At 67.4% G+C, this 22,660-nt stretch carries 17 protein-coding genes; 8 read left to right on the top strand and 9 right to left on the bottom strand.

All coding sequences use genetic code 11. The features are described from left to right. Positions 1-46: 46 nt before the first annotated feature. The 8 genes from NS4_RS11265 (at position 47) to NS4_RS11230 (ending at position 13,064) form a co-directional block, all read left to right on the top strand. Positions 47-583 (top strand): NUDIX hydrolase, encoded by a 537-nt coding sequence (locus tag NS4_RS11265; protein ID WP_063059466.1) that lies wholly within the window; start codon positions 47-49, stop codon positions 581-583. After that, complete coding sequence (locus NS4_RS11260) at positions 580-3,198, top strand: DUF6049 family protein (protein ID WP_245665284.1); 2,619 nt, start codon at positions 580-582, stop codon at positions 3,196-3,198. Before NS4_RS11265 ends, NS4_RS11260 begins: the two co-directional genes overlap by 4 nt. A 1,137-nt stretch (positions 3,199-4,335) precedes the next feature. Beyond that, positions 4,336-8,352 (top strand): lipid II flippase MurJ, encoded by a 4,017-nt coding sequence (locus NS4_RS11255; protein ID WP_245665282.1) that lies wholly within the window; start codon positions 4,336-4,338, stop codon positions 8,350-8,352. Positions 8,353-8,616: 264 nt separating this feature from the next. Next, entirely contained in the window at positions 8,617-9,195 is a 579-nt protein-coding gene (gene sigM / locus NS4_RS11250) for an RNA polymerase sigma factor SigM (protein ID WP_063059480.1), read from the top strand. A 131-nt stretch (positions 9,196-9,326) separates the two neighbouring features. Beyond that, positions 9,327-10,187 carry an RsmA family anti-sigma factor gene (locus tag NS4_RS11245; RefSeq protein WP_157105997.1) on the top strand — a complete coding sequence of 287 codons (861 nt, stop codon included), beginning with the start codon at positions 9,327-9,329 and terminating at the stop codon, positions 10,185-10,187. 143 nt (positions 10,188-10,330) lie between these two features. Then, on the top strand, positions 10,331-11,320 hold the full coding sequence (gene trxB / locus NS4_RS11240; protein ID WP_063059464.1) for a thioredoxin-disulfide reductase: 990 nt from the start codon (positions 10,331-10,333) through the stop codon (positions 11,318-11,320). A gap of 42 nt (positions 11,321-11,362) precedes the next feature. Beyond that, entirely contained in the window at positions 11,363-11,695 is a 333-nt protein-coding gene (gene trxA, locus NS4_RS11235; protein ID WP_030524460.1) for a thioredoxin, read from the top strand. Positions 11,696-11,870: 175 nt separating this feature from the next. After that, entirely contained in the window at positions 11,871-13,064 is a 1,194-nt protein-coding gene (locus NS4_RS11230) for an N-acetylmuramoyl-L-alanine amidase (protein ID WP_063059463.1), read from the top strand. 27 nt (positions 13,065-13,091) lie between these two features. Here NS4_RS11230 and NS4_RS11225 read toward each other — a convergent pair whose 3' ends face one another. From NS4_RS11225 to rpmH, 9 genes are all read right to left on the bottom strand, one after another. After that, a complete protein-coding gene (locus NS4_RS11225) occupies positions 13,092-13,817 on the bottom strand; it encodes a hypothetical protein (protein ID WP_063059462.1) in 726 nt (241 codons plus the stop codon). Between the two features lie 219 nt (positions 13,818-14,036). Continuing rightward, positions 14,037-15,053: a ParB/RepB/Spo0J family partition protein gene (locus NS4_RS11220; RefSeq protein ID WP_063059461.1), complete on the bottom strand. Its 1,017-nt coding sequence runs from the start codon at positions 15,051-15,053 to the stop codon at positions 14,037-14,039. A gap of 57 nt (positions 15,054-15,110) precedes the next feature. Beyond that, a complete protein-coding gene (locus NS4_RS11215; protein WP_169811750.1) occupies positions 15,111-16,067 on the bottom strand; it encodes a ParA family protein in 957 nt (318 codons plus the stop codon). Positions 16,068-18,028: 1,961 nt separating this feature from the next. Next, entirely contained in the window at positions 18,029-18,772 is a 744-nt protein-coding gene (gene rsmG / locus NS4_RS11210) for a 16S rRNA (guanine(527)-N(7))-methyltransferase RsmG (protein ID WP_084487113.1), read from the bottom strand. A 175-nt stretch (positions 18,773-18,947) separates the two neighbouring features. After that, complete coding sequence (locus tag NS4_RS11205) at positions 18,948-19,493, bottom strand: Jag family protein (protein WP_063059459.1); 546 nt, start codon at positions 19,491-19,493, stop codon at positions 18,948-18,950. Between the two features lie 74 nt (positions 19,494-19,567). Continuing rightward, on the bottom strand, positions 19,568-20,668 hold the full coding sequence (gene yidC, locus NS4_RS11200) for a membrane protein insertase YidC (protein ID WP_063059458.1): 1,101 nt from the start codon (positions 20,666-20,668) through the stop codon (positions 19,568-19,570). A 4-nt stretch (positions 20,669-20,672) separates the two neighbouring features. Beyond that, complete coding sequence (gene yidD / locus NS4_RS11195; protein WP_063059457.1) at positions 20,673-21,020, bottom strand: membrane protein insertion efficiency factor YidD; 348 nt, start codon at positions 21,018-21,020, stop codon at positions 20,673-20,675. Further along, positions 21,017-21,418, bottom strand: a complete 402-nt coding sequence (gene rnpA / locus NS4_RS11190; protein WP_063059456.1) for a ribonuclease P protein component — start codon at positions 21,416-21,418, stop codon at positions 21,017-21,019. Before rnpA ends, yidD begins: the two co-directional genes overlap by 4 nt. Positions 21,419-21,523: 105 nt before the next feature. Next, positions 21,524-21,667, bottom strand: a complete 144-nt coding sequence (rpmH, locus tag NS4_RS31440) for a 50S ribosomal protein L34 (RefSeq protein ID WP_058854877.1) — start codon at positions 21,665-21,667, stop codon at positions 21,524-21,526. Positions 21,668-22,660 lie beyond the last annotated feature (993 nt).

Genomic DNA, 22,660 nt, shown 5'->3' with positions numbered 1-22,660 from the left:
GCGACGCCGGAGGCGGCGCCGATAAACACTGCTCTAGTATTGCGTAGTGTCTCCGGCCGATCGTGCGAACAGTAGACGCCGCCAGCCGCGGCGCCGTGGTTCGGCCGGTGGTGCGGCGAAACCTCGTATGCGTACCGTGCGGGAGACTTCGGCCGGGGGTTTGGTGGTCGATGGGCTCGACGGTCCGCCGGAAGCGCGCTGCGCCGCTTTGATCGGCCGTACCGACCGCCGGGGCCGGCTGCTATGGTCGCTGCCCAAAGGACATATCGAAGAGGGCGAATCCTCGGAACAAACGGCGATCCGGGAGGTCGCCGAGGAAACCGGTATCCAGGGCGTCGTGGTCGCCGAATTGGGCAGCATCGATTACTGGTTCGTCACCGAGGGTCGACGGGTACACAAAACGGTGCATCATTTTCTGCTGCGTTCGGTCGGTGGTGAATTGTCCGACGCGGATGTCGAGGTCACCCAGGTGGACTGGGTACCACTGAGCGAATTGAACTCGAGGCTGGCCTACGCCGATGAGCGGAGGCTGGCCGAGGTGGCGAACCGCCTGATCGACCGGATGGAGACCGGCAAGCGATGACGCGTGGACTGAGTCGGATCATGCTCGTGATCGCGACCATCCTCGGTTCGGCGGCGCTGCCCGCGCTGCTCGGATCCCCGGCTCATGCCCAGCCCACGGGGTCGGCCGAGGACACCTCGATGCCGCAGTTCCTGAAGTTGTCCCTCGATTCGGTGAGTCCGGGCACCGTCACCGCGCAGAGTGAGCCGGTGCTCACGGTGGCGGGCACGGTTACCAATATCGGCGACCGCGGGGTCGAGGAGGTAGCCGTGCGGGTGCAGCGGGCACGGGCGATATCGGACCCCAGTGAGTTGCGTACGACACTCAAACTCGACCAGGTGAACTACGAGCTCCCGACACCTTTCCAAGATGTGGCGGTGCGGTTGGAGCCGGGGCAGCGCCAGCAGTTCACCATGACCGTCCCGCTGCGGGACGCGTCGGGGACCTCGCTGAACATCACCGAGCCGGGTGTGTATCCACTGCTGCTGAACGTGAACGGGACCCCGGATTACGGTGGCCAGGCGCGGTTGGACGACGCACGGTTCCTGCTGCCGGTACTGGGGTTGCCGGCCGCCGCGGACGGGAGCGCTCCGCCGTTGCCCGCGCCCACCGCACCGCCGGTCCAGACCACTTTCCTGTGGCCGCTGGCCGATCGTCCTCGCATGGTGGCCGGGCAGACCGGCGACCTGGACCGCGAGGTCGAGCTGACCGATGACGAGCTGGCCGCGTCGGTGAGCCGGGGCGGCCGGTTGGACGAGCTGGTGGGCGCCCTGGAGTCGGTCTTCGGTGACGATCGGGCAGCCGACGGGCCGTCTTCGGCGGTCTGCCTGGCGATCGATCCCGATCTGCTGCTCACCGTGCAGGCCATGACCAGCGATTACCGGGTGCTGGCCAGTCCATCCGATCCAGATGGCGCGACGCGTCCCGGTTCGGGGACCGAATCGGCGAAGGCCTGGCTGGACAGATTGCGCCATCTGGCCTCCTCGATGTGCACGGTGGCGCTGCCCTTCGCCCAGGTCGATATCGCGGCGCTCGCGGCGGCCGCCGATCCCGCGCTCACCGCGCGGGCGCTGGATTCGCCGGCGACGATCGTCGACTCGGTCCTGAACACCCGATCGGTCCGCGGCGTGAGCCTGCCCGACGCCAGCAACCTGGACCAGGGCACGGCGCAGCTGTTGAAGAACCAGGGCTTCGGAACCGCGGTGCTGGCCGCCAACGCGGTGGCGCCCGAGGGCGCCGCCGGCGACCCGTACGCGGCCGTACCCGATCTGGTGCGGCTGCCCGGCGTAACGGGTGCGGTCCCCCCCGCCGCGCCGGCTCCGGAATCCGGCGACACCCCCGATGCGGTCCCCGCCGGTGCGACCGCCGACGGTACGCAGCCGGATACCGGTACGCAGACCCCGGCGGGAGCCGCACCGGCGCAGCCGGACGGCGGCGCTTCCTCGAGGGCAGATCCGGCGCTGCGGGTGGCGACCTTCGACATCTGGCCCGCGGCCGCGCTGGCGGGGGTCGGTTCCAATCCGCCCACCCCGGCCTATGTACCGGAAGCGGCACGGTACGCGGTAACCAACGATTCCCGGACCGCGCGGCTGCAGGACGCGCTGGGGGCGGTGTCCTGGCGGGCGCTGCAAGCCGATCCGAGTCGGCCGCGTTCGCAGTTGATCATGCCGCCGCAGCAGTGGGGTGCGAACCGGGACGAGGCCGCCGCGCTACTGCGCCAGCTCGATCTGCTGGTCGAGAACAAAGTGGTCGATCCCCGTCCGTTCGACGATCTCGTCGGTCAGGCTCCCGATCCTGTCCCTTATCAGCTGGCTCCGCTGCCGGAGGCGGCTGTGGAGGCGGTGCCGGTCCATTTCGCGACCCCTGCCCGCGACCAGTCGCATCGGATCTCGCAGTTGCTGCAGGCAATGGTGGAGGTGCCCGAGGCGGCACCGACCCCGCGCGCCTATCTCGATCCGCTGCGCGACGATCTGGTGCGCGCACTGTCGCTGTCCGATCGGCGCGGCGGCCCCACCGCGCAGGCCGAAGTCTTCGCTGCGCGCCGGATCGAGAAGACGACCTCGACGATCGACGAGATCTTCCGTTCGGTATCGGTGCTGCCGCCCGGCGGGGTGTACACGCTGGCCTCCGAGTCGAGTCCGCTGCTGCTGGTGGCCCGCAACGATCTGCCTGTTTCGGTACGGATCAGATTCCGGATCGACGCACCGGCGGAAACCAAGATCACCGATATCGGCGAGCAGTTGCTTCCGCCGCGCGGTACCCGGTCCTTCCAGATCCCGACCGAGGTCAGTGACAGCCGCAAACTGGTGGTGCCGATATCACTGAGCACCCCGGAGGGGGTGCCGTTGGGCCACGCCACCTCGATCTCGGTGCGATCCAACGCCTACGGCCAGATCCTGGCGATCATCACCGCGTGTGCGGCCGCCCTGCTGTTCCTGCTGGCCGGGCGTCGGTTGTGGCGGCGTTTCCACGGCAAACGCGATCCCGCCGACAAGGGTATCGATCCCGGGCTGCGGCAGCGGGTCGTCCGATTGGGTCGGGCGCGGCGCCGGGGACGCGCTCGTCCCGGTCCGCAGGTGAGCGAAGCGGCCCGGGAGGCGCCGGGCCGGCAGACGCGCGGCCGGGAACGGGTGTAGCGGCAGATTCCCCACGCCCGGCGGGCGGACCGGCGACAGGCCGCTGTGCGCACGACCGGGGGAGGGTGACCCGGGCCCGCGACCCATGGAAGATAGAAGGGTGCGCACCGGCTGCCCGGGTTCGCCCGGGTGCCGGTGCGTAGCCGGATGTACTACCGGCCGTTCGTCGCGCGCGAACGCCGAGACAATGTGTTCGACGCGACACAGGGGACAACCGCCGCGCGGGGTCCGGGCGATACAGGAGGCATGATGAGCGACGATGAATCCTCCGCTCATCGGCAGCAGCCCGGTCGACAACCCGACGGTCCACGAGGCCGCCGGTCCCCCAGCGCACCGTGGGAGCGAGTGCCTCGAGTTCCCGGTCCGGAGACGGATATGACCGGCCATCCCGGCGACCCGGAACCGGACCGCGATCGCCCCGGTGCGTTCCGGGAACCGCCTCCGCAACTGCGCAGGCCCGAGCGCCCCGGCACTCCGGCGGATCGATCCGTCCCGCCCGGCCCGCGTCCGGGGCCGGGGCCGCATCCGGGGGAAGATCGCTATGCCCCGAACCGGCCGCAATATTCGGATCCGCGCTTGCCCCGGAACCAGCCGCCCGGGCGGCCCACGAATCCGCCGGCGGGTACTCGCCCGGCGGTCCCGCCCGACCAGCGCTCCGCGCCCCCTTCAGGCGCCCGCCCGGCCGTCCCGCCCGAGCAACGCCCGGGGCCGGCCTCGCCCGCGCGCCCAACCGTCCCACCCGGGCAACGCTCCGCGCCGCCATCAGGCGCCCGCCCGGCCGTCCCGCCGGAGCATCGACCCGCACTCCCGGGATCAGCACAGGCCGCAGTACCGCCGCCGGGTGGCCGTCAGCAGCCGCCCCCGGGTCGGTCGCCCATGCCCGGCGCCGGGCGACCTCCGGCACCCGGCGCCGGCCCGTCGACCCCTGGACGGCCCGCCGAGCGTCCTGCACAGCGCCCCCGTCCCGACGGCGCCCCCACCGCGGGCCCGTCCTCCGAACCGTTCCCCGCACAGCGGATGCGGCCGATGCAGCCGCCGCCCGCCGGTGGCCCGCCGCCGGGCCGGCCCGGGCCCCAGGACCGGCCCTCGCCACCTCCCCAGGACCGGGCCCCGATACCTCCCCAGGACCGGGCCCCGATGCCTCCGCAGGCCCGGCCGCAGTCACCGGAATCACAGCCCCGGATGCGCAACCGGCCCGGACCGCAGCACCCGTCGCCCGCGCCGCGCTCGGCACCGCCGTCACAGCCGTTCCGCCATATACCCCCGGGCCGGGAACCCGCGCCGACTCCTGCTGCCACGGTTCCCGCGCACAACCGGCCGCCGGCCGGGGTCGCCGTCGCGGAGAAACCCGCCGCGGACACACCCTCGGACAAGGCCGACAACAGCCAGTCCAAGCTGCTGAAGGATTCCGGGTCGATCGCGATCGCCACCCTGATCAGCCGGATCACCGGTTTCGGGAAACAGCTGCTGCTGTTGGCGGTGCTGGGCCCGGCCATCGCCAGCTCGTTCACCTCCGCCAGCCTCATTCCGAACATGATCGCCGAACTTGTGCTGGGTGCGGTGCTGACGGCGATCGTGGTCCCCACGCTGGTCCGGGCCGAGCAGGAGGACTCCGACGGCGGCGCTGCCTTCATCCGGCGCCTGGTCACCGCGGCCTCGGTAATCCTCGGCACCGCCGCGCTGCTGGCCACCGCGGCCGCGCCGATTCTGGCCACTCATGTTTTCGTCTCGGCCGATGGCAAGGTCAACACCGCCCTCACCACGGCACTCACCTTCCTGCTGGTGCCCGCGGTGCTGTTCTACGGGTTGTCGGCGTTGTTCACCGCCATCCTCAACACCCGGGGCGCGTTCAAACCGGGCGCCTGGGCCCCGGTGCTCAACAATGTGGTGGTCCTGGTCGTACTGGGTTTGTATGCGCTGACACCGGGGGAGATCACCCTGGACCCGGTACGGATGAGCGATCCGAAACTGCTCGTGCTCGGTTGTGGCGTAACTCTCGGCGTCATCGTGCAGGCTGCCAGCCTGCTCCCCGCGATCCGCCGTCAGAGCATCGACCTGCGCCCCCTGTGGGGAATGGACAACCGCCTCAAACAGTTCGGCACGATGGCGGCCGCCATCATCCTGTATGTGCTGATCAGTCAAATCGGCGGCATCTTCGCGAACAATATCTCCTCGCAGGCCGACGAGGCGGGCCCGGCGATCTACCAGAACGCCTGGCTGCTGCTCCAGCTGCCCTACGGCGTCATCGGCGTCACCCTGCTCACCGCGATCATGCCCCGGCTGAGCCGCAATGCCGCCAACGACGACACCCCCGCGGTGGTCGACGATCTCTCGGCCGCCACCCGGCTGACCATGATCGCGCTGATCCCCATCGTCACCTTCCTGACGATCGCCGGTCCACAGGTCGGCGACGCGCTGTTCGGCTACGCTCGGTTCGCCGAGGACGCCTCCCGGCTCGGTACCGCCGTGAGCTTCTCGGCGTTCACCCTGATCCCGTACTCGCTGGTGCTGATCCATCTACGCGTGTTCTACGCCCGCGAACAAGCGTGGACACCCACCTGGATCATCCTGGGCATCACCACCATCAAAATCCTGTTCTCGGCGCTGGCCCCGGTCATCGCCGACAGCAGTCAGCAGGTGGTTATCGTGCTCGGCGTCGCCACCGGCCTCGGCTTCACCACCGGCGCGGTGATCGGTGGTTTTCTGCTGCACCGCAGTTTGGGTGATCTGCGGATGGCCAATGTCGGGCGGACGGTCAGCCGAGTGTTGCTGGCCTCGCTGGCAGGCGGCGCCGTCATGCTCATCGCGGACCGGGTCATGGGATTGGACCGGCTGACCGAATCACTCGGCGGTCCCGGATCGTTCATCCGGGTGGGTATCACCGCGATCGTCATGTTCGCGGTGGCGTTCGGGCTGATGCGACTGGCCGGTATCCCCGAGGTCGTCGCGATCACGGTGGCAGTCTCCCGCCGCCTCGGCATCACCCCGCCGGCCCCCGAGATCGACCTCGGACCCGCCGAGGACGAATACGCGACCCGCGTTCTGCACCGGCCGGATCCGTACCTGGCGTACTCCGGCTTCGACTCGGCCATGGACGCACAGAGCACCATGGTGCTGCCGGTGATCCGGCCGGACTCGGTTGATCGCACCGGCTCGGGTCAGTTCCCGTACCCTGTTCGGCAGACGAGCACAAGAGGCAGGACCGCTGAAGTTGCGGCATACCAGGGCGAAGGAGGTCCGAGGGTGAGCGACGACGCGGTGGGCGAGCGCCCAGCCGCCGATTCTTCCTCGAATCCGGCGAGCGGTCGCCTGTCCACCGATGTTCCCCCGGAGCAGACGGCACCGGGCGACCCGCACACTCGGCGCGGGGTCGGTGGGCCGGCCGCGCACGATCCGGCGTATCCGGCGGAGCCGCGGATGGAATCGGGGGCCTACTCCGACGACGAAACCGCGCGATCCCCGCGCGAATCGGACGACGGATACGAACCGGAGGAACCCGGCGAACACCTGTCGGAAGAGCAACTACACCAGGCCGGTGCGACGGTCTCGGCCACCGACTCGGTCTACGACACCGGCATGGTCCCGGTCCCGCCGATGACCCGGTCCAGCCGGGTTCAGCGCGGGCCCGAGCTCATTCCCGGCGCCTCGGTCGCCGGTGGCCGTTACCGGCTGCTGGCCGGACACGGCGGAGCCCGCGGGCTGCGGTTCTGGCAGGCGCTCGATATCAAGCTCGACCGGGAGGTCGCGCTGACCTTCGTCGACGCCGATCAGAAGGCCGCCGGTAATTCCGGTCAGGACGGCCCGCAGGCGATTCTGTCCCGGACCCTGCGGCTGGGCCGGATCAACTCCCCGGGTCTGGCCCGGGTGCTGGACGTGGTGCGCGGTAGTTCCGGCGGCATCGTGGTCGCCGAGTGGACCCCGGGCCGTTCGCTGCGCGAAATGGCCGAAACCGTCCCGTCGCCGATCGGTGCCGCGCGCGCCATCCGCGTCCTCGCCTCGGCCACCGAAATGGCCCACCGCAGCGGGGGAGCCCTGTCCATCGACCATCCGGACCGGATCCGCATCAGCGCATCCGGCGATGCGGTACTGGCCTTCCCCGGCACCCTGGGCGACGCGGATCCGCAAAGCGATGTCCGCGGCCTGGGCGCCATGCTGTACGCCCTCATGACCGCCCGCTGGCCGCTGCGCCAGGACGCCACATTCGGTACCGCCGCGACGGTCGGCGGCCTACGCCCGGCCGATTTCGGCCCCGACGGCACTCCGGTGGAACCCCGCCAGATCCGGCCCGAGGTCCCGTTCGAGATCTCCGCGGTGGCGGTGCGGTCACTGGAGCCCGACAAGGGCGTCCGGACCGCCGCCACCATCCAGCATGTGCTGGAGCAGGCGTCGGTGGTGGACCAGAAGACCGATTTCATTCCGGTGCTGCGGCTCGGGCAGCGGGCCCCGGCGCCGGTCGAGGAATCGCTGGCCGATCCGGAACTGCTCGCCGCCGAACGCGAGAAATCGCAGCGGATGATGTGGATCATGGTGGCCCTGGGCATACTCACCGCCCTGGTCGTCGGCATCGTCATCTGGTGGCTGGTCAGCGTATTCGCCCCGGGTAGCTCCAGCGAGCCGCTCAACGAGCAGAAGGTCATCGGTCTCACCACCAGCCGCGCACCGGATGCCTCGGAGACACCGGCAGGGCCGTCGTCGGCGCCCGCCGCGGCCGACGGGGTACCGGTGCCGGCGAGCGGAGTGGTCGTGTTCTCCCCGGAGGGCACCCCCGACGATCCGTCCGGCGCCGCCACCACCACGGACGGCGATCCGGCGACCTCCTGGCGCACCGACCAGTACTTCCAGCAGTTCCCGGCGCTGAAGAAGGGCGTCGGACTGCTGGCCACGCTGCCCAGTCCCGCAACGCTGACCAAGGTCTCGATCACCTCCTCCACCCCGGGAACCAGTGTCGAGATCCGTACCTCGCCCACCGAGGCGGCCACCCTCGATCAGACCCAGCTCGTCGGCACGGCCGTCCTGGGCGACGGGGTGACCGAGGTTCCGATCCAGACCGATCAAGCGGCGCGCTACGTCCTCATCTGGGTTACCGGACTGGGTAATTCGGGCGCGCAGTTCCAGAGCTCCATCGCCGAACTCGGGTTCGAAGCCGAACGCTGATCGGTGCGTGCCGAGTGGCCTGCACGTGCACGCGTGTGGGCCGAGATCGGTTGCCGCCGAATCGATTGCCGGGATATGATCGCGCTCCGCGCTCTCAGCAGGGAGCCCGGCGGGATCAGGGGTTCGATTCCGCACGCTGCCCACCGCAGTGATTGTCGGTACCGGATCACCGGCTGTCGTCGCTGCCGTGAGCGCTGTCCAAGGGGTTGGCTATTGGCGTCCGAAGTGAACGCGGGGGGTCGTGCGCGGACACGAACCACCGCGGTGGGAACAGGGGAATCCCAGCTGGATACGACAACCGATACAGATCTGCTGCGGGCCCACGCGAACGGTGCACCGCATGCTTTCGCCGAACTGATCCGCAGGCACAACGATCATCTGTGGCAGACCGCGGTACGCGTCTGCTACACCCCGGAGGACGCGGCCGACGCCCTGCAGGAGGCGCTGCTGTCCGCACACCGCAACGCCGGGTCCTTCCGGGCGGAATCCGGGGTGCGCACCTGGCTGCACCGGATCGTGGTGAATGCCTGCCTCGATCGCATCCGCCGCAACCGCGCACGGCCCACGCTGTTCCTGGCGCCGGAGGTCTGGCCCGAGATCTCCGACGACTCGGACGATTACAGCCGGGTCGATATCTCGCTGGTGCTCGAACGCGCGCTTTTCCGGCTTCCACCCGACCAGCGGGCGGCGGTCGTGGCGGTCGACGTGGAAGGGTACAGCGTCGCCGACGCCGCGGAACTACTCGGTGTTCCGGTGGGCACCGTCAAGAGCAGATGTGCGCGGGCCCGGCAGCGCCTGAAGACCGAACTGGATTCTCTGCATGTGGAGAGGAACCAGATGTAGTTCTGTCGCGTCAGTACAAGTGACACATTTTTCCTCCCGAACGGTATGTACCCGAGGGAGTACAGAAAAACCGGCCGCAGGAATCGGTATCCGAGTCAGATGGACGCAGCAGCATTGGAGGTGTGCAGGTCATGAGCCCCATTCCGCAACCTCCTTTCCCGGCGGAGTTGCTCGCCGACCTGCACGCCGGAAATATCGATCCGGAGCTCAGTGCTCGCCTGTGGCCCGCGGTCCAGCGCGACCCAGAGGCGAAACGCTATCTCGACTCGCTGGACGAGCTCCGCGGGTCGCTGGCGGCCCTGGGCGCCGCCGAGCGGATCACCCGCCCGATTCCCGGTGATATCGCCGCCCGCCTGGACGCACTGGCCGAATCGCTGGGCCGGCCGGGAAGCGGCTCCGGAACCGCTACGGCGGGGAACAGCCTCCCCGATCCACCGCCGGCATCGCCACCGAATCCTGCCGATTTCCCACCGCCGGCACTCGGTTCCCCGCCCCCAGCGCTCGACCAGGCCGGCGCCGGAACAGCTTTCGAGCCCGCGGGTCTCACCGCCCCCGTCTCCCTGGATGCCCACCGCAGGCGGCGCCGTCTCGCGGCCGGGGTCGCCGCCGCGGCCGTGCTCGTGGTCGCCATCGGTGCCGCGTTCTTCACCGTCGGTGGTTCCGGTACCGGCACCACACCCACAGCGGCCCCACCGCCCTCCGCGAGTACCGAACCGGGCCCCGGGCTCGATACGGCGGTGGCGCTGCGCGCGCTCGGCCGCAACGACGTCGGCGGTCGCCTCGCCGATCCCGCAGCACTCACCGCCTGCGTAGCGGCCGCCGGAATAGATCGTCCGGTGCTGGGGTCGGCCGATATGGACTTCCGCGGCCGCGAAGCGGTCCTCATCCTGGTCGGCGGCCGCAATGGAGCGCAGATCACCGCCCTGGTGGTCGGCCCCGGCTGCGCCCCCGGTAACCCCGAGGTTCTCGCCACCCCCACCGATATCGGCTAGGCATCGCCCATCGCCCCGCCTGCGCTGCGACCGTACGAGGCCTGTGGGAGGCCCGCCGCCCGGCGGGCGCGGGGGCCGGGAACAAAGCGCGTCTACCCTGTTGTTGACCGAATCGTCCCCGCTAGCTTTTCTGGAAGGGTCCCATGAGCACGCCAGTTCGCGACCTGATCATCGTCGGCTCCGGACCGGCCGGTTACACCGCCGCCGTGTACGCCGCCCGCGCCGAACTCCAGCCGCTGGTCTTCGAGGGCACCCAATTCGGCGGCGCGCTGATGACCACCACGGAGGTGGAGAACTTCCCGGGTTTCCGCGACGGCATCATGGGCCCCGACCTCATGGAACAGATGCGCGAGCAGGCGAAACGCTTCGGCGCCGATATCCGCACCGAAGATGTGGACGCGATCGATCTGAGCGGCCCGGTGAAGAAGATCACCGTGGGCGAGGATGTGTACGAATCGCACGCGGTGATCCTCGCCATGGGTTCGGCCGCCCGCTACCTCGATGTCCCCGGCGAGCAGGATCTGCTCGGTCGCGGTGTGAGCGCGTGCGCCACCTGCGACGGCTTCTTCTTCAAGGGCCAGGACATCGTGGTGGTCGGCGGCGGCGACTCGGCGATGGAAGAGGCGATCTTCCTCACCAAATTCGCGGCCAGTGTCACCGTGGTGCACCGGCGCGAAGAGTTCCGCGCCTCCCGCATCATGCTCGAACGCGCCAAGGCCAACGAGAAGATCCGCTTCCACCTCAATGCCGAAGTCGTGCGGGTACACGGCGAGACCAGCGTCACCTCGCTGACCCTGCGGGACACTCGGACCGGCGAAACCTCCGAGCTCGCCGCCACGGGCCTGTTCGTGGCCATCGGTCACGATCCGCGCAGCGAACTCGTCCGCGGCCAGGTCGAGCTGAACGCCGAGGGATACGTGCAGGTCCGTGAACCGGGCACCCAGACCACCGTCGAGGGCGTCTTCGCCGCCGGTGACCTGGTCGACCACACTTATATGCAGGCGATCACCGCCGCCGGCACGGGCTGCCGCGCCGCCATCGACGCCGAACGCTGGCTCGCCGAAAGGGGCGATATCACCAGCAATACGCTCCGGAATGCCGACCAGCCGGTCGACGTCGCCGTAGCGAACTGACCCGCGGGCGCGTCGCGTCCGGGAAGATCGAGGAGAACACCCATGTCCGAAAGCACCAACACGGTCACCGTCACCGACAAGTCGTTCGCCGACGATGTGCTGCTGAGCGAGAAGCCGGTGCTGGTCGATTTCTGGGCCACCTGGTGCGGGCCGTGCAAGATGGTCGCCCCGGTGCTGGAGGAGATCGCCGGCTCGCACGGCGAGAAACTGACGGTGGCCAAACTGGACATCGACGCCAATCCCGAGACCGCCCGCGATTATCAGGTGATGAGCATCCCGACTATGATTCTTTTTGCCGGTGGCAAGCCGGTGAAACAGATCGTCGGAGCCAAGGGCAAGGCCGCTCTCCTGCGGGAACTCGAAGACGTGATCTGACGTCTCGAATACGCCAACAGGCGGCCGTGACACGGCGACGCGCCGTAGTATGCCCTGACCAAGATTGTCGAATTCCGGTCCGGGTCTGACAGAATCGACCACGCTCCGTCGTGCGAGGGTGTAGGCCGTCGCATGAGTGGGTACCCGGGATTGACGGAAGGAAGGGCCCTCACGCATGCACCGACTTCGTCACGGCGACACCGGTCCAGCCGTAGCAGAGGTTCGGAGCACCCTGGCAAGTCTGGGGTTCCTGCACGCGCACAACGGCGTGGACACCGATAGCGCGGGCGAATACTGGAAAGACACCGAAGCCACTTTCGATTACCCGCTCGATTCCGCGGTGCGTGCGTTTCAGCAGCATCGCGGACTCCTGGTCGACGGCGTCGTCGGTCCGGCCACCTATCGGGCGTTGAAAGAGGCGTCGTATCGGCTGGGCGCCCGCACCCTCATCTACCAGCTCTCCGCACCGCTCTACGGCGACGATGTGGCGACGCTGCAGCGCCGGTTGCAGGACCTCGGCTTCTACGTGCACCGGGTCGACGGGTTCTTCGGTCCGCATACCCACGAGGGATTGACCTCGTTCCAACGCGAGATCGGCCTGTCGGCCGACGGTATCTGCGGTCCGGACACGCTGCGTTCGCTGGAATTGCTCGGTGCCCGGGTCACCGGGGGCAACCCGCACCGGATCGCCGAGGAGGAAGTGGTGCACCGGGCAGGGCCGCAGCTCACCGGTAAGCGCATCGTCATCGATCCGGGTCTGGGTGGAGACGACCGCGGCCGTGCCATACCCACCGAATTCGGAGACGTGTACGAATCGGAGGTGCTGTGGGATCTGGCCAGCCGGTTGGAGGGCCGGATGGCGGCCACCGGGATGGAAACCTTCCTGTCCCGCCCGTGGGGGAGCAATCCGACCGATGTGGAGCGCGCGGAAACCTCCAACGCCTTCGACGCGGATCTGATGATCTCGCTGCGGTGCGCGTCCAATTCCAGCCCCATGGCCAACGGCGTCGCCGGGTTCTACTTCGGTAATTCGCACGGGTCGGTGTCCATGATCGGCCAGGTCCTGGCCGGGTTCATCCAGCGTGAGGTGGTGGCCCGTACCTCGCTGCAGGATTGCCGCACCCATCCACGTACCTGGGATCTACTGCGTCTGACCAAGATGCCGACTGTTCAGGTCGATCTCGGCTATGTCACCAACCAGTACGATGCCTCGGTGCTGGCCAGCCCCCGGATGCGCGACGTCATCGCGGAAGCGATCCTGATCTCGGTGAAGCGCCTCTACCTGCTCGGCCAGGACGATCAGCCCACCGGCACATACACTTTCGCCGAACTGCTGGCCGAAGAACTCGCCGCCGCCGACAGCGGCTAGCGAGTTCCCCGGTCGGCCGAGCGGCTGCTACAGCGTGAGGACCCGGGTCGGCACGGTCATCGACGCAGCCGCCAGCAGCTGATCGAGAGCATGCTCGACATCTTCCTTCCAACCGTGGTCGGAGTCGAGTTCGAGCCGCAACCGCGGGAAACGGTGGTGCGGTGCCACCACCTCGAATCCGACCTCCTCCAGGAAGTCCGATTCGATCATGCAGTTCTGCGGGCTGCAATCCATGCTGGATCCTCGCGAACCGCGGTCGGGGACGCCGATCCGTTCCATCAGGCGCATGGTCCCGGTGGGCCGATCGGACAGGGCGGTGCTCGGTGGGGTCCCGCGGATACCGAACGCTTCCAGAGCGCGCACACCCCGGCGGACCAAATCGGTGACCACGCCCTGCACCAAGCGGTAAGCGATATCGCCGTCCAGGTCGGGGTACTCCGTGCCGAGGGTGGTCAGCAGTACCGCGTCGGGGCTCACGGGGGATGTGGGGAAGAGGCCGGCACGCGGAACGACCCGGGGCGGCGCGTAGAGGGCGCAGCCGACGGTCTTGTCGTCGACGGTCGCCAATTGGCCGCAGGAACCCCATTCGAGCATGACAGTCGAGATCCAGGCTTCCTTCTCGAAAACCGGATCGCTGAATCCGCACGAGTCCGCGGCCACCGCGGGATCCATTTCCCAGAACACACAACGGCGGGCATGAGCCGGTAGCCGGCTGATGCTCTCCAGGGTTAGTCCTGTGACGCTGGTCGACACCGCTCTGCTCAGCCTCCAGCTATCCGATTCGTCTACGCTCACGCCGCATCATAATTTTCTCGACAGCCAGAATATGCGATCAAGCGAACCCGCCTCATTTCGCGTCACCGTGATCTTCGATTGATTCCCGTAGCCGCGCTCTGACCCCACGATCGACCACTGTCACAGTGACGTTTCAGCTCGAAGGGAGAGGTTACGCGGGCGACACGAGGCGAAGTATCAGTTTTCGAGTGCCGACTGCATCATCAGCTCGACAATCCGTTCCAGATCGTCGACCGATCCGAACTCGACCACGATCTTGCCTTTCCGTTTACCCAGACTCACCGAGACCTTGGTATCGAACGATGTCGATAGGCGGTCGGCCACATCCTGTAGCCCAGGGGAGTGGATCGGCGGCCGCTTAGGCACCGGCGGTTTGGGCGGCTCCTCCTCCCGGTTCGCCAACTTCACCGCCTCCTCGGTGGAACGCACCGACAACCCCTCGGCAACGATCCGAGCGGCAAGCACCTCCTGTGCGTCGGCACCACCCTCGAGACCCAGCAACGCTCGCGCGTGCCCGGCGGAGAGCACGCCCGCCGCCACCCGGCGCTGCACCGGGATCGGTAGCTTCAGCAGCCGGATCATATTGGTCACCACCGGCCGGGACCGGCCGAGCCGGGTGGCCAGTTCCTCCTGGGTCACCCCGAACTCTTCGAGTAGCTGCTGATAGGCCGCTGCCTCTTCGAGTGGGTTCAGCTGCACGCGGTGAATATTCTCCAGCAGCGCGTCCCGGAGCATGGCGTCGTCATTGGTCTCACGGACGATGGCCGGGATCGTTTCCAGACCGGCCTGCTGACAGGCCCGCCAGCGCCGCTCTCCCATGATGAGCTGGTAGCGGCCGCTGCCCGGTTCGATTTCCCGGACCACGATCGGCTGCATCAGCCCGAATTCCCGGACCGAGTGGACAAGCTCCGCGAGGGCCTCGTCGTCGAAATACTGACGCGGCTGCTTGGGATTCGCCTCGATCTTGTCCGGTGCTATCTCTCGATACACCGCGTCACCAGCCGAAGCCAGCTCCGGAACGTCCACGGGCTCCGGCACTTGATGAAGGTAGGTAGATGCTGGGCGGGGCCCGGGATCCAGCCCGATCACCGCATTGGCCGCCTCGGTCCCCAGACCCGCCGCGACCGGCGTCGGTCCCGTCGGGATCAATGCCGCCAGACCGCGTCCCAGCCCACCCTTTTTCGACTGACTCACCGGCCTACCCCTTCCCTTGCCCGCGTCCACAACCACACCCGATCACACTCGATCCGTTCACTCCGCGCCATCCGCCGCCGCGGCGTAGTTCACCGCACCGCGTGCGGCAAGCTCCCGGCCGGCATCCAGATAGCTCAAGGCACCGCGGGAGCCCGGATCATAATCCAGAACCGTCATCCCGTACCCGGGTGCCTCGGAAACCTTGACACTGCGCGGAATCACCGAGCGCAGCACCACATCGCCGAAGTGGCTGCGCACCTCTTCGGCGACCTGGTCCGCCAGCTTGGTGCGCCCGTCGTACATCGTGAGCACTACCGTCGATACATGGAGATCGGGGTTGAGATGCGACTGCACCAGGCCGATGTTCCGGATCAATTGCCCCACACCTTCCAGCGCGTAGTACTCGCACTGGATCGGGATCAGGACCTCACGCGCCGCGACCATCGCGTTGATGGTGAGCAGACCGAGCGAAGGCGGGCAATCGATCATGACGTAGTCGATGTCGTAGCCGGCGATATTGGCTTCCTGGATAGCTCCCTTGAGGCGCGCTTCCCGGGCCACCATGGAGACCAGCTCGATCTCGGCCCCGGCCAGATCGATCGTTGCCGGAATGCAGAGAAGATTATCGCTGTGCGGGCTCTGCTGGATCGCGTCCTGAACCTTGATCTCGCCGATCAGCAGTTCGTACGTGGACGGGATACCTGAATGATGTTCGACCCCCAGCGCAGTACTGGCGTTGCCCTGCGGATCGAGATCGATTACGAGCACCTTCATCCCGTGGTGCGCCAGAGCGGCGGCCAGATTCACCGTCGTCGTGGTCTTACCCACCCCGCCCTTCTGGTTGGCCACGGTGATGATGCGTTGCTCATGCGGTTTCGGCACTGTCACCTTTCCTGGATGCATTAGCTGGCTCGCGCGGTGCGCCTCGGCAGCAATCGGCGTCTCGGTGGGGGAGATGTGCCCGTATGGCGTACTCCCGAAGGCTTCCGGGCCGATATTGCTGTCGTCCAGCATTCCCGGTACGCGTGATGTTTCCCGTGAAACATTCGCTGAACCGCTCGACATAGACCGCTCCTAACGCGAGAACTGCAAGTCACGTGGCCTGACGGACGCCGGCGCCGTGTCGTCGAAACAAGCCGTACTGGTTCGAATCATGCTCCACGACGACGACCTCGGCATCTGCGTGAGGACCGGACAGCTTCGCAACGATGCGTGATCATGCGAAGCTACCTCCTCCGACGCTGACACTCAGTCGCCAGTCGACCGAGCGGAGCTTTCACCGCTGCAACACCAAGATTCCTACGTGGCACCGACGCTCACGCCCGACGCTCAATAGCTTGCCAGCCGCAGGCGCGATAAGAAAGCTGAATCGCGGCGACGCGCCTACGACACACACAACATTTCATGTTTCGGCGCCCAGCGACGGCCGCCAACGGGTCCGAGCGCGATGTTTCACGGGAAACATCGACCACGCGACGCATCGATCACTGGAAGCACTGTGGCGAACCGGCTTCCGAGACGCAGCCGGCGCCCCCTTCACCAACCACCGACGGCACGCCATTACGGCACTAATTTCCGATCCGGAGGAGGCGATCACAGGGTGGCGAAGACCGGTCCCGACGGTCAGCGCGTTGAGTGAAAGTTCTACTACCCCACCCTCGATAGCCAGCCATGTTGTCACAGTGACGGTTCGTTGGGTAGGTGTGGCTACACCCACCTCGGCCCCGCCGAGTCACTTTCCGCGCTACAGGTATACCTGCCCTTCGACGATCAGAAACAGCGGGCTCGACGGACTGGGCTCGGACGAGACAGTGCAGTCGACGAGGTGACGGCCCCCGGACCGGTCACCTCGCCTTCAACCCTTCCTGCCCACGCTTCAAGCTTCGTGACGCAGGTAGCTACCGGCCACCCCGTCGACCCACCACCGAAATCACTCCGGGTCTGTCCGAGCAACTGGCGTTCCGGCCTGCGATGCACAGCCACACTCAGACCTGTACAGCCCGATCATCCACGCCGGCCCGTGGAGATGAGCCGGAAATCGACCGAACAGCGAGCGACCGATGTTTTCGGATGACCGCACCACCACGAGCCGTAATGGCAGGAGAGTCCGCTTCGCGACCCCGTCGAGGCAAAGCGCAGCGACATTCCACTGCAATGAACTGCTCGCCCAGAGCGCGACAGCTCGGACTGCCGATCTCGAAGCAGCAGGTTTCGGCAGCCCATCACTTCGCCGCCGACTGCCGTAGGGGCCCGTCCCATCCCGTCAACAGCAACAGCAACAGCAACAGCAACAGCAATGATCAACCACCGGACTTGCCCAGCATTCGGATTCGCCCAGCATTCCAACCATTTCCATCGCACCGCGCACAACCACCAGCCCGCAGTCCAATCCGAGAACTGCGGCGGCCGAATCCGCGGGCACTTCCGAGCGCCCGGGCCGGGCGGTTCGCTGCGCCGACGCGCCGGCCGGCCGCGGCCCACTCCGTGACCCGCTTGCTGCGATAAGCCCGAGTGGGCTCGCCGAGCCGTTTCACGTGAAACCCCTCAGATGCGCGTCCGGCTGTCCCAGGCGACCCGACAACCAACGAACGGAAGATCGACTTCCTGTCGAACTGCGAGCGCTCGCAGGATCTGAGTCCTACGCCGTGAACCAGTTGCAGGCGTCGGAGTCGCACCGAGACTCATCAGGAGGGGAGCGAATCAACGAGCACCGGCGGACGAGAAAGTTCTGCCGAACCTCCCAACCCGGTCGAATCAGCTCCCAACATCCTCCCGCAACCCGAGTAACCGGGCCGCAAGTCGAACGGGCGGACGTTTCACGGGAAACATCATGCGCCGGCGGTCCGCCGTGGGAGGGGCGGTGTCGCGGGCAAGAAATATCTATGCCTTCCCCGGGTCGACCTGCGATTGCTGGTCGGCTGATCGCGGATGCGATGGTGTCGGAACCGTGGCGGGTTCGCTCCCGGCTTCCCGCCCTACTTCCGGCCGACCCGGCGCTCCGCTCGCGCGGCGCGCTTGATCTTCTTCGGCGCGCGCTCCGAGCGGCGCAGTCGTTCCGCCGACAGGACCATGGTGGGCGTGGCGACTATCCCGGCTCCACATTCCAGAACGGAGAAATTACCGGCACCGGCCCGCTCCACCGCGCCGCGGTCGCGTTCCAACTCCTCGGCCACACTGGATCCCTTGAGGGCGAGCATATGGCCGTGCTCCCGGAGCAGCGGAATCGACCACTCGGCCAGCCGCGCGAGGGGAGCGACCGCGCGGGAAGTGACGACATCCGCGCCGCCCGCCTCTTGGATGACACCGGGTTGTTCCGCCCGGCCGCGTACCACGGTGATCGCGAGTCCCGCCGCGTCGATGAATTCCTTCAAGAAGACCGTGCGGCGCAGTAGGGGTTCCACGAGGACGATACGTAGGTCCGGGCGGGCCAATGCGAGAGGGATTCCGGGCAGGCCGGCACCGCTGCCGATATCGACCACGGATGCGCCTTCGCCGATGAGTTCGCCGACGACCGCACAGTTGAGGATGTGCCGCTCCCAAAGGCGCGGCACCTCCCGCGGTCCGATCAGCCCGCGCTCCACACCGGCAGTAGCGAGTGCGGTCCAGTAGTCACGTGCCAACTCCAACCGGGCGCCGAAGACGATCTCTGCCTCGGCCGGCGGCAGCGATTCCGGTGGGCCGGCCTCCGGATCGCCGAGATCTGGTTTCACGTGAAACACCCTTCTGTGTGTAGTCGTGTCGACTCGCCTGACACGAATTTTCTCTACCGGCCCTCAACCGTAGTTGTCGCAACGCAGCGGCAAGGGAGAGATCTCGGAAACAGGCGAGGCCCGGGTCCACGGACCCGGGCCTCGCCCGACCACTCGGCGCCCGGCTACCGCACGGGCCGCGGCTTCATTCTGGTACCACTACCACTCGACGGTTCGGCTCGACGCCTTCGCTTTCACTCACGACACCCTCGATCGAGGCGACCGCATCGTGCACGATCTTGCGTTCGAACGGAGTCATGGGTGCGAGCTCCTCGGGTGCACCGGTCTGCAGAACACGCTGCGCGGCCGCGGCACCGAGCGCACTCAGATCAGTGCGGCGCTTGGCGCGCCAACCCGCTACATCGAGCATGAGCCGACTGCGAACACCGGTCGACTGCTGCACCGCGAGCCGGGTGAGTTCCTGGAGCGCGTCGAGCACCTCGCCACTGTGGCCGACCAGTTTCGTCAGGTCCTTACCACCGTCGATACTCACCACCGCGCGGTCGCCTTCGACGTCGAGATCGATATCACCGTCGAAGTCGAGCACGTCGAGCAACTGCTCGAGGTAGTCAGCGGCGATCTCACCCTCTTCGATGAGCGCCTCCTCGGCCTCGCTCACCGCATCGTCGGACTCGGTCTCCACGACGGTCGTGGATACGGTGGCGTCCCCACCTTCGGTCTCGAGAGTCATGTGTTTCCTTTATCTGCTCGCCGGATCCCGGCCTGCCCCGGCCGGGATCACGATCACAAGGGGTTGGGGGTAGCTCAGCGCCGGCGCTTCTGATTGGCCCGACCGCGGTTACCCGGTCGCTTCTGACCGCTCGACCGCCGCTGGCCCGACTGTTTACCGCCGGACTTGGTGGTCGGCTTCGCCGCTGCCGAACCATTCGTTTCCGCCTTGCCGGCGTCCGCCGTATCGGAATCCGTCTCACCGCCGGCCTTCACCGGCTTCTTCTTGATATCGACGGGTTTCGCGCCGGGCTTGGGTGCGTTCTCGGCCTGTTTCGCCGCTTTGGCCTGACGCTTGGCTTCTTCTTCTTTGGCCATCCGGCCGAAGACCAGGTGTTGCTGGCCGTAGGTCCAGATGTTGTTGGAGACCCAGTAGAGGATGATGGCGATCGGGAGGAAGGGACCACCGACGAGCACACCGAACGGGAAGACCCACAGCGCCAGCTTGTTCATCAGCGCGGCCTGCGGGTTGGCCGCGGCCTCGGCGCTCTGGCGGGCCACCGAGGCCCGCGCGTTGAAGTGGGTGGCGATCGCGGCGATAACCATCAGCGGGATCGCGACCGCGGCAATGCTGACCTTGCTCGGGATCCCGCCGTAGTCGGCGAAGGCCAGCAGCTCGTCTGCCGGTGCGGTGATGAACGCCGAGATCGGCGCACCGAAAATACGGGCGCTCAGGAAGGACTGCACATCGTCGGCGTTGAAGACATAGTTCGGAGTGTGGGCGTTGGTGTACGGGTCCATCCCGAGCTGACCGAATCCGTGACCGGTCCGGTTGAACGAACGCAGCACATGGAACAGGCCCAGGAACACCGGCACCTGCGCCAGAATCGGGAGGCAACCCATGAGCGGGTTGAAGCCGTGATCCTTCTGGAGCTTCTGCATCTCCAGCGCCATCTTCTGGCGGTCGTTCTTGTACTTCTTCTGCAGCTCTTTGATCTGCGGCTGCAGTTCCTGCATCTGCTTGGTGGTTCGAACCTGTCTCACGAACGGCCTGTAGAGCACCAAACGCAGCGTGAAGACGAGGAACACCACAGACAGAGCCCAGGAAAGGCCGTTGTCCGCCCCGAAGGCGAAGCCGAAGACCCGGTGCCAGAACCAGAGGATCCAGGACACCGGATAGTAGATGAAGTCGAGCACGGCTCTATGCACTCCCGTCGGTAGTGTCACCGATCACCGCGTGCGGTGATCCCTTACAAGCTTCGGTCCGCGGATCGTCGTGGCCGACGTTGCGCCGCCGCTCCGGTACGGGATCCCACCCACCAGGGTGCCAGGGCGCGCATTTGGCCAGTCGCACGGCCGTCAGTCCGAGACCGATCACCAGCCCACGGGTGCGCAGTGCGGTCACCGCGTACTCACTACAGGTGGGGGTGAATCGGCACACCGGCAAGCGAGTGGGGGAGACGTAGGTCCGGTACAGCTCGATCGAGAAGATCAGAATATTCGCGGGCCACCGGCGGACGGTCGCCGCGCAAGCAACCAGCGCGCTCATCGTGACGTACCCCGGCCGGCCGTCACGGCCGATAGAACACCGAGCTTGCGCAATCCGCTGCGCAGCTGGCGGCGCAACTCGCCGCTGCCGGCTGTCGCGGCTCCGGGAAGTGCGCGGATCACGATATCCACCTCGGCGGGGATGTCGGCGGTCAGTTCTGCACAGATATGACGCAGGCGGCGGGCCGTGCGGTGTCGTACGACCGCGTTGCCCACCGCCTTGCTGACGATCAGCCCGAATCGCGGACCACCGGAACGAACCGGCACGTCACGCAGTGCCTGGTCGCCCTGATCGGCCAGCACGTGAACGACCAGATCGCGATTTCCCATGCGCCTGCCGCGCCGTACCGTTCGGGAGAAGTCGGCACGGTGGTGCAGCCGGTGCGGCTCAGGAAGCACCCGGACGCCCGAGGCTCGTCGAAGCCGCCGCTGCGGCGTAGCTACCGGCGGCGTGGGTTACGGGGTTCGGCGGACCCGGCATCGGACACCGAATTCGACGGGGAATCAGGCGGTGAGGGTGCCGCGGCCCTTACGGCGGCGCGCGGAGACGATAGCGCGGCCCGCACGGGTCCGCATCCGGAGACGGAAACCGTGGACGCGCGCCCGACGACGGTTGTTCGGCTGGAACGTCCGCTTGCCCTTGGCCACGGTCAACACTCCTCGAATTGGTGGGCGCCCTGCGGCACCCGAAGCTTTTCGGTGATTCTGGCGATGTCTACCCGGCGCCGCGGTCCTGGCGAACGGTCAGCACAGAACAATCACCACGCCGGGGGGTGACTGTACGAGGGTACTTACCCAGTTCTACCGGGTCAAACTCGCCCCCCGGGTTGCGGCGTTCCTCGCGGACACCGGACGATCCGGGCGCCCGCCCGAGGTGGCGATGATCACCATGCGATCGTGGGGCACGCACAGGGGTGCAGGTCGGGCGCTCATCACCGACCCGCGCACAGCGCGGGACCGCGGGCGGCGGTCCGCCGAGATTGTCCCCATCTGTGGATAATTGTGTGGAAATACCCTGTGAATGGCATATTCGTAGGGCCGAAGGTGCCACGCCGCAGCCGGAAGATCGGGGATTCCGGGCAGCGTCCCCGGGCACCGTATCCATGGGATACGGCGGAGCGGTGGTGCGGACGTATGCGGTGTCACTGGGACGAACCAGTACAGTGGACGCACCGCGAGCCCCGGACGTCTGCGCCGAGCAACCGACTCCCGGGGAGGACACTGGATGGACGACGAGCAGAACGTACTGGCCACGGTGTGGCCGGAGGTGGTCGCGGAGTTGACCACCGGTTCGCCCGACGGTGCCATCGGCGCGGTGACCCGAGCTCAGCAGGCGTGGCTCAAACTGGTCAAACCATTGATGGTCGTGCAGGGCTTCGCGCTGCTCTCGGTTCCCTCCTCCCTCGCTCAGGAAGCCATTGAACGTGACCTGCGCGAACCCATTCTCCGGTCGCTCGGCCGCCGGCTGGGGCCCCAGGTGGAAGGTCTCGGGGTCCGGATAGCCGCGCCTCTGCCCACCGGCGCCGACAACGGTCCGGCCCGGCACGCCCGGATGACCAGCCGACCGGAGCCGGCCGGCCGGCCCGACCATTTCGGTAACGGTCGTTCCCGGCCCGCCCCGCCCTCTTTCCCCCCGACCGG

The sequence above is a fragment of the Nocardia sienata NBRC 100364 genome (assembly GCF_001613205.1).
Classification (GTDB): Bacteria; Actinomycetota; Actinomycetes; order Mycobacteriales; family Mycobacteriaceae; genus Nocardia; species Nocardia sienata.
Note: the sequence above shows the minus strand (reverse complement) of the source record. Positions and strands in the feature narration are given on the sequence as shown.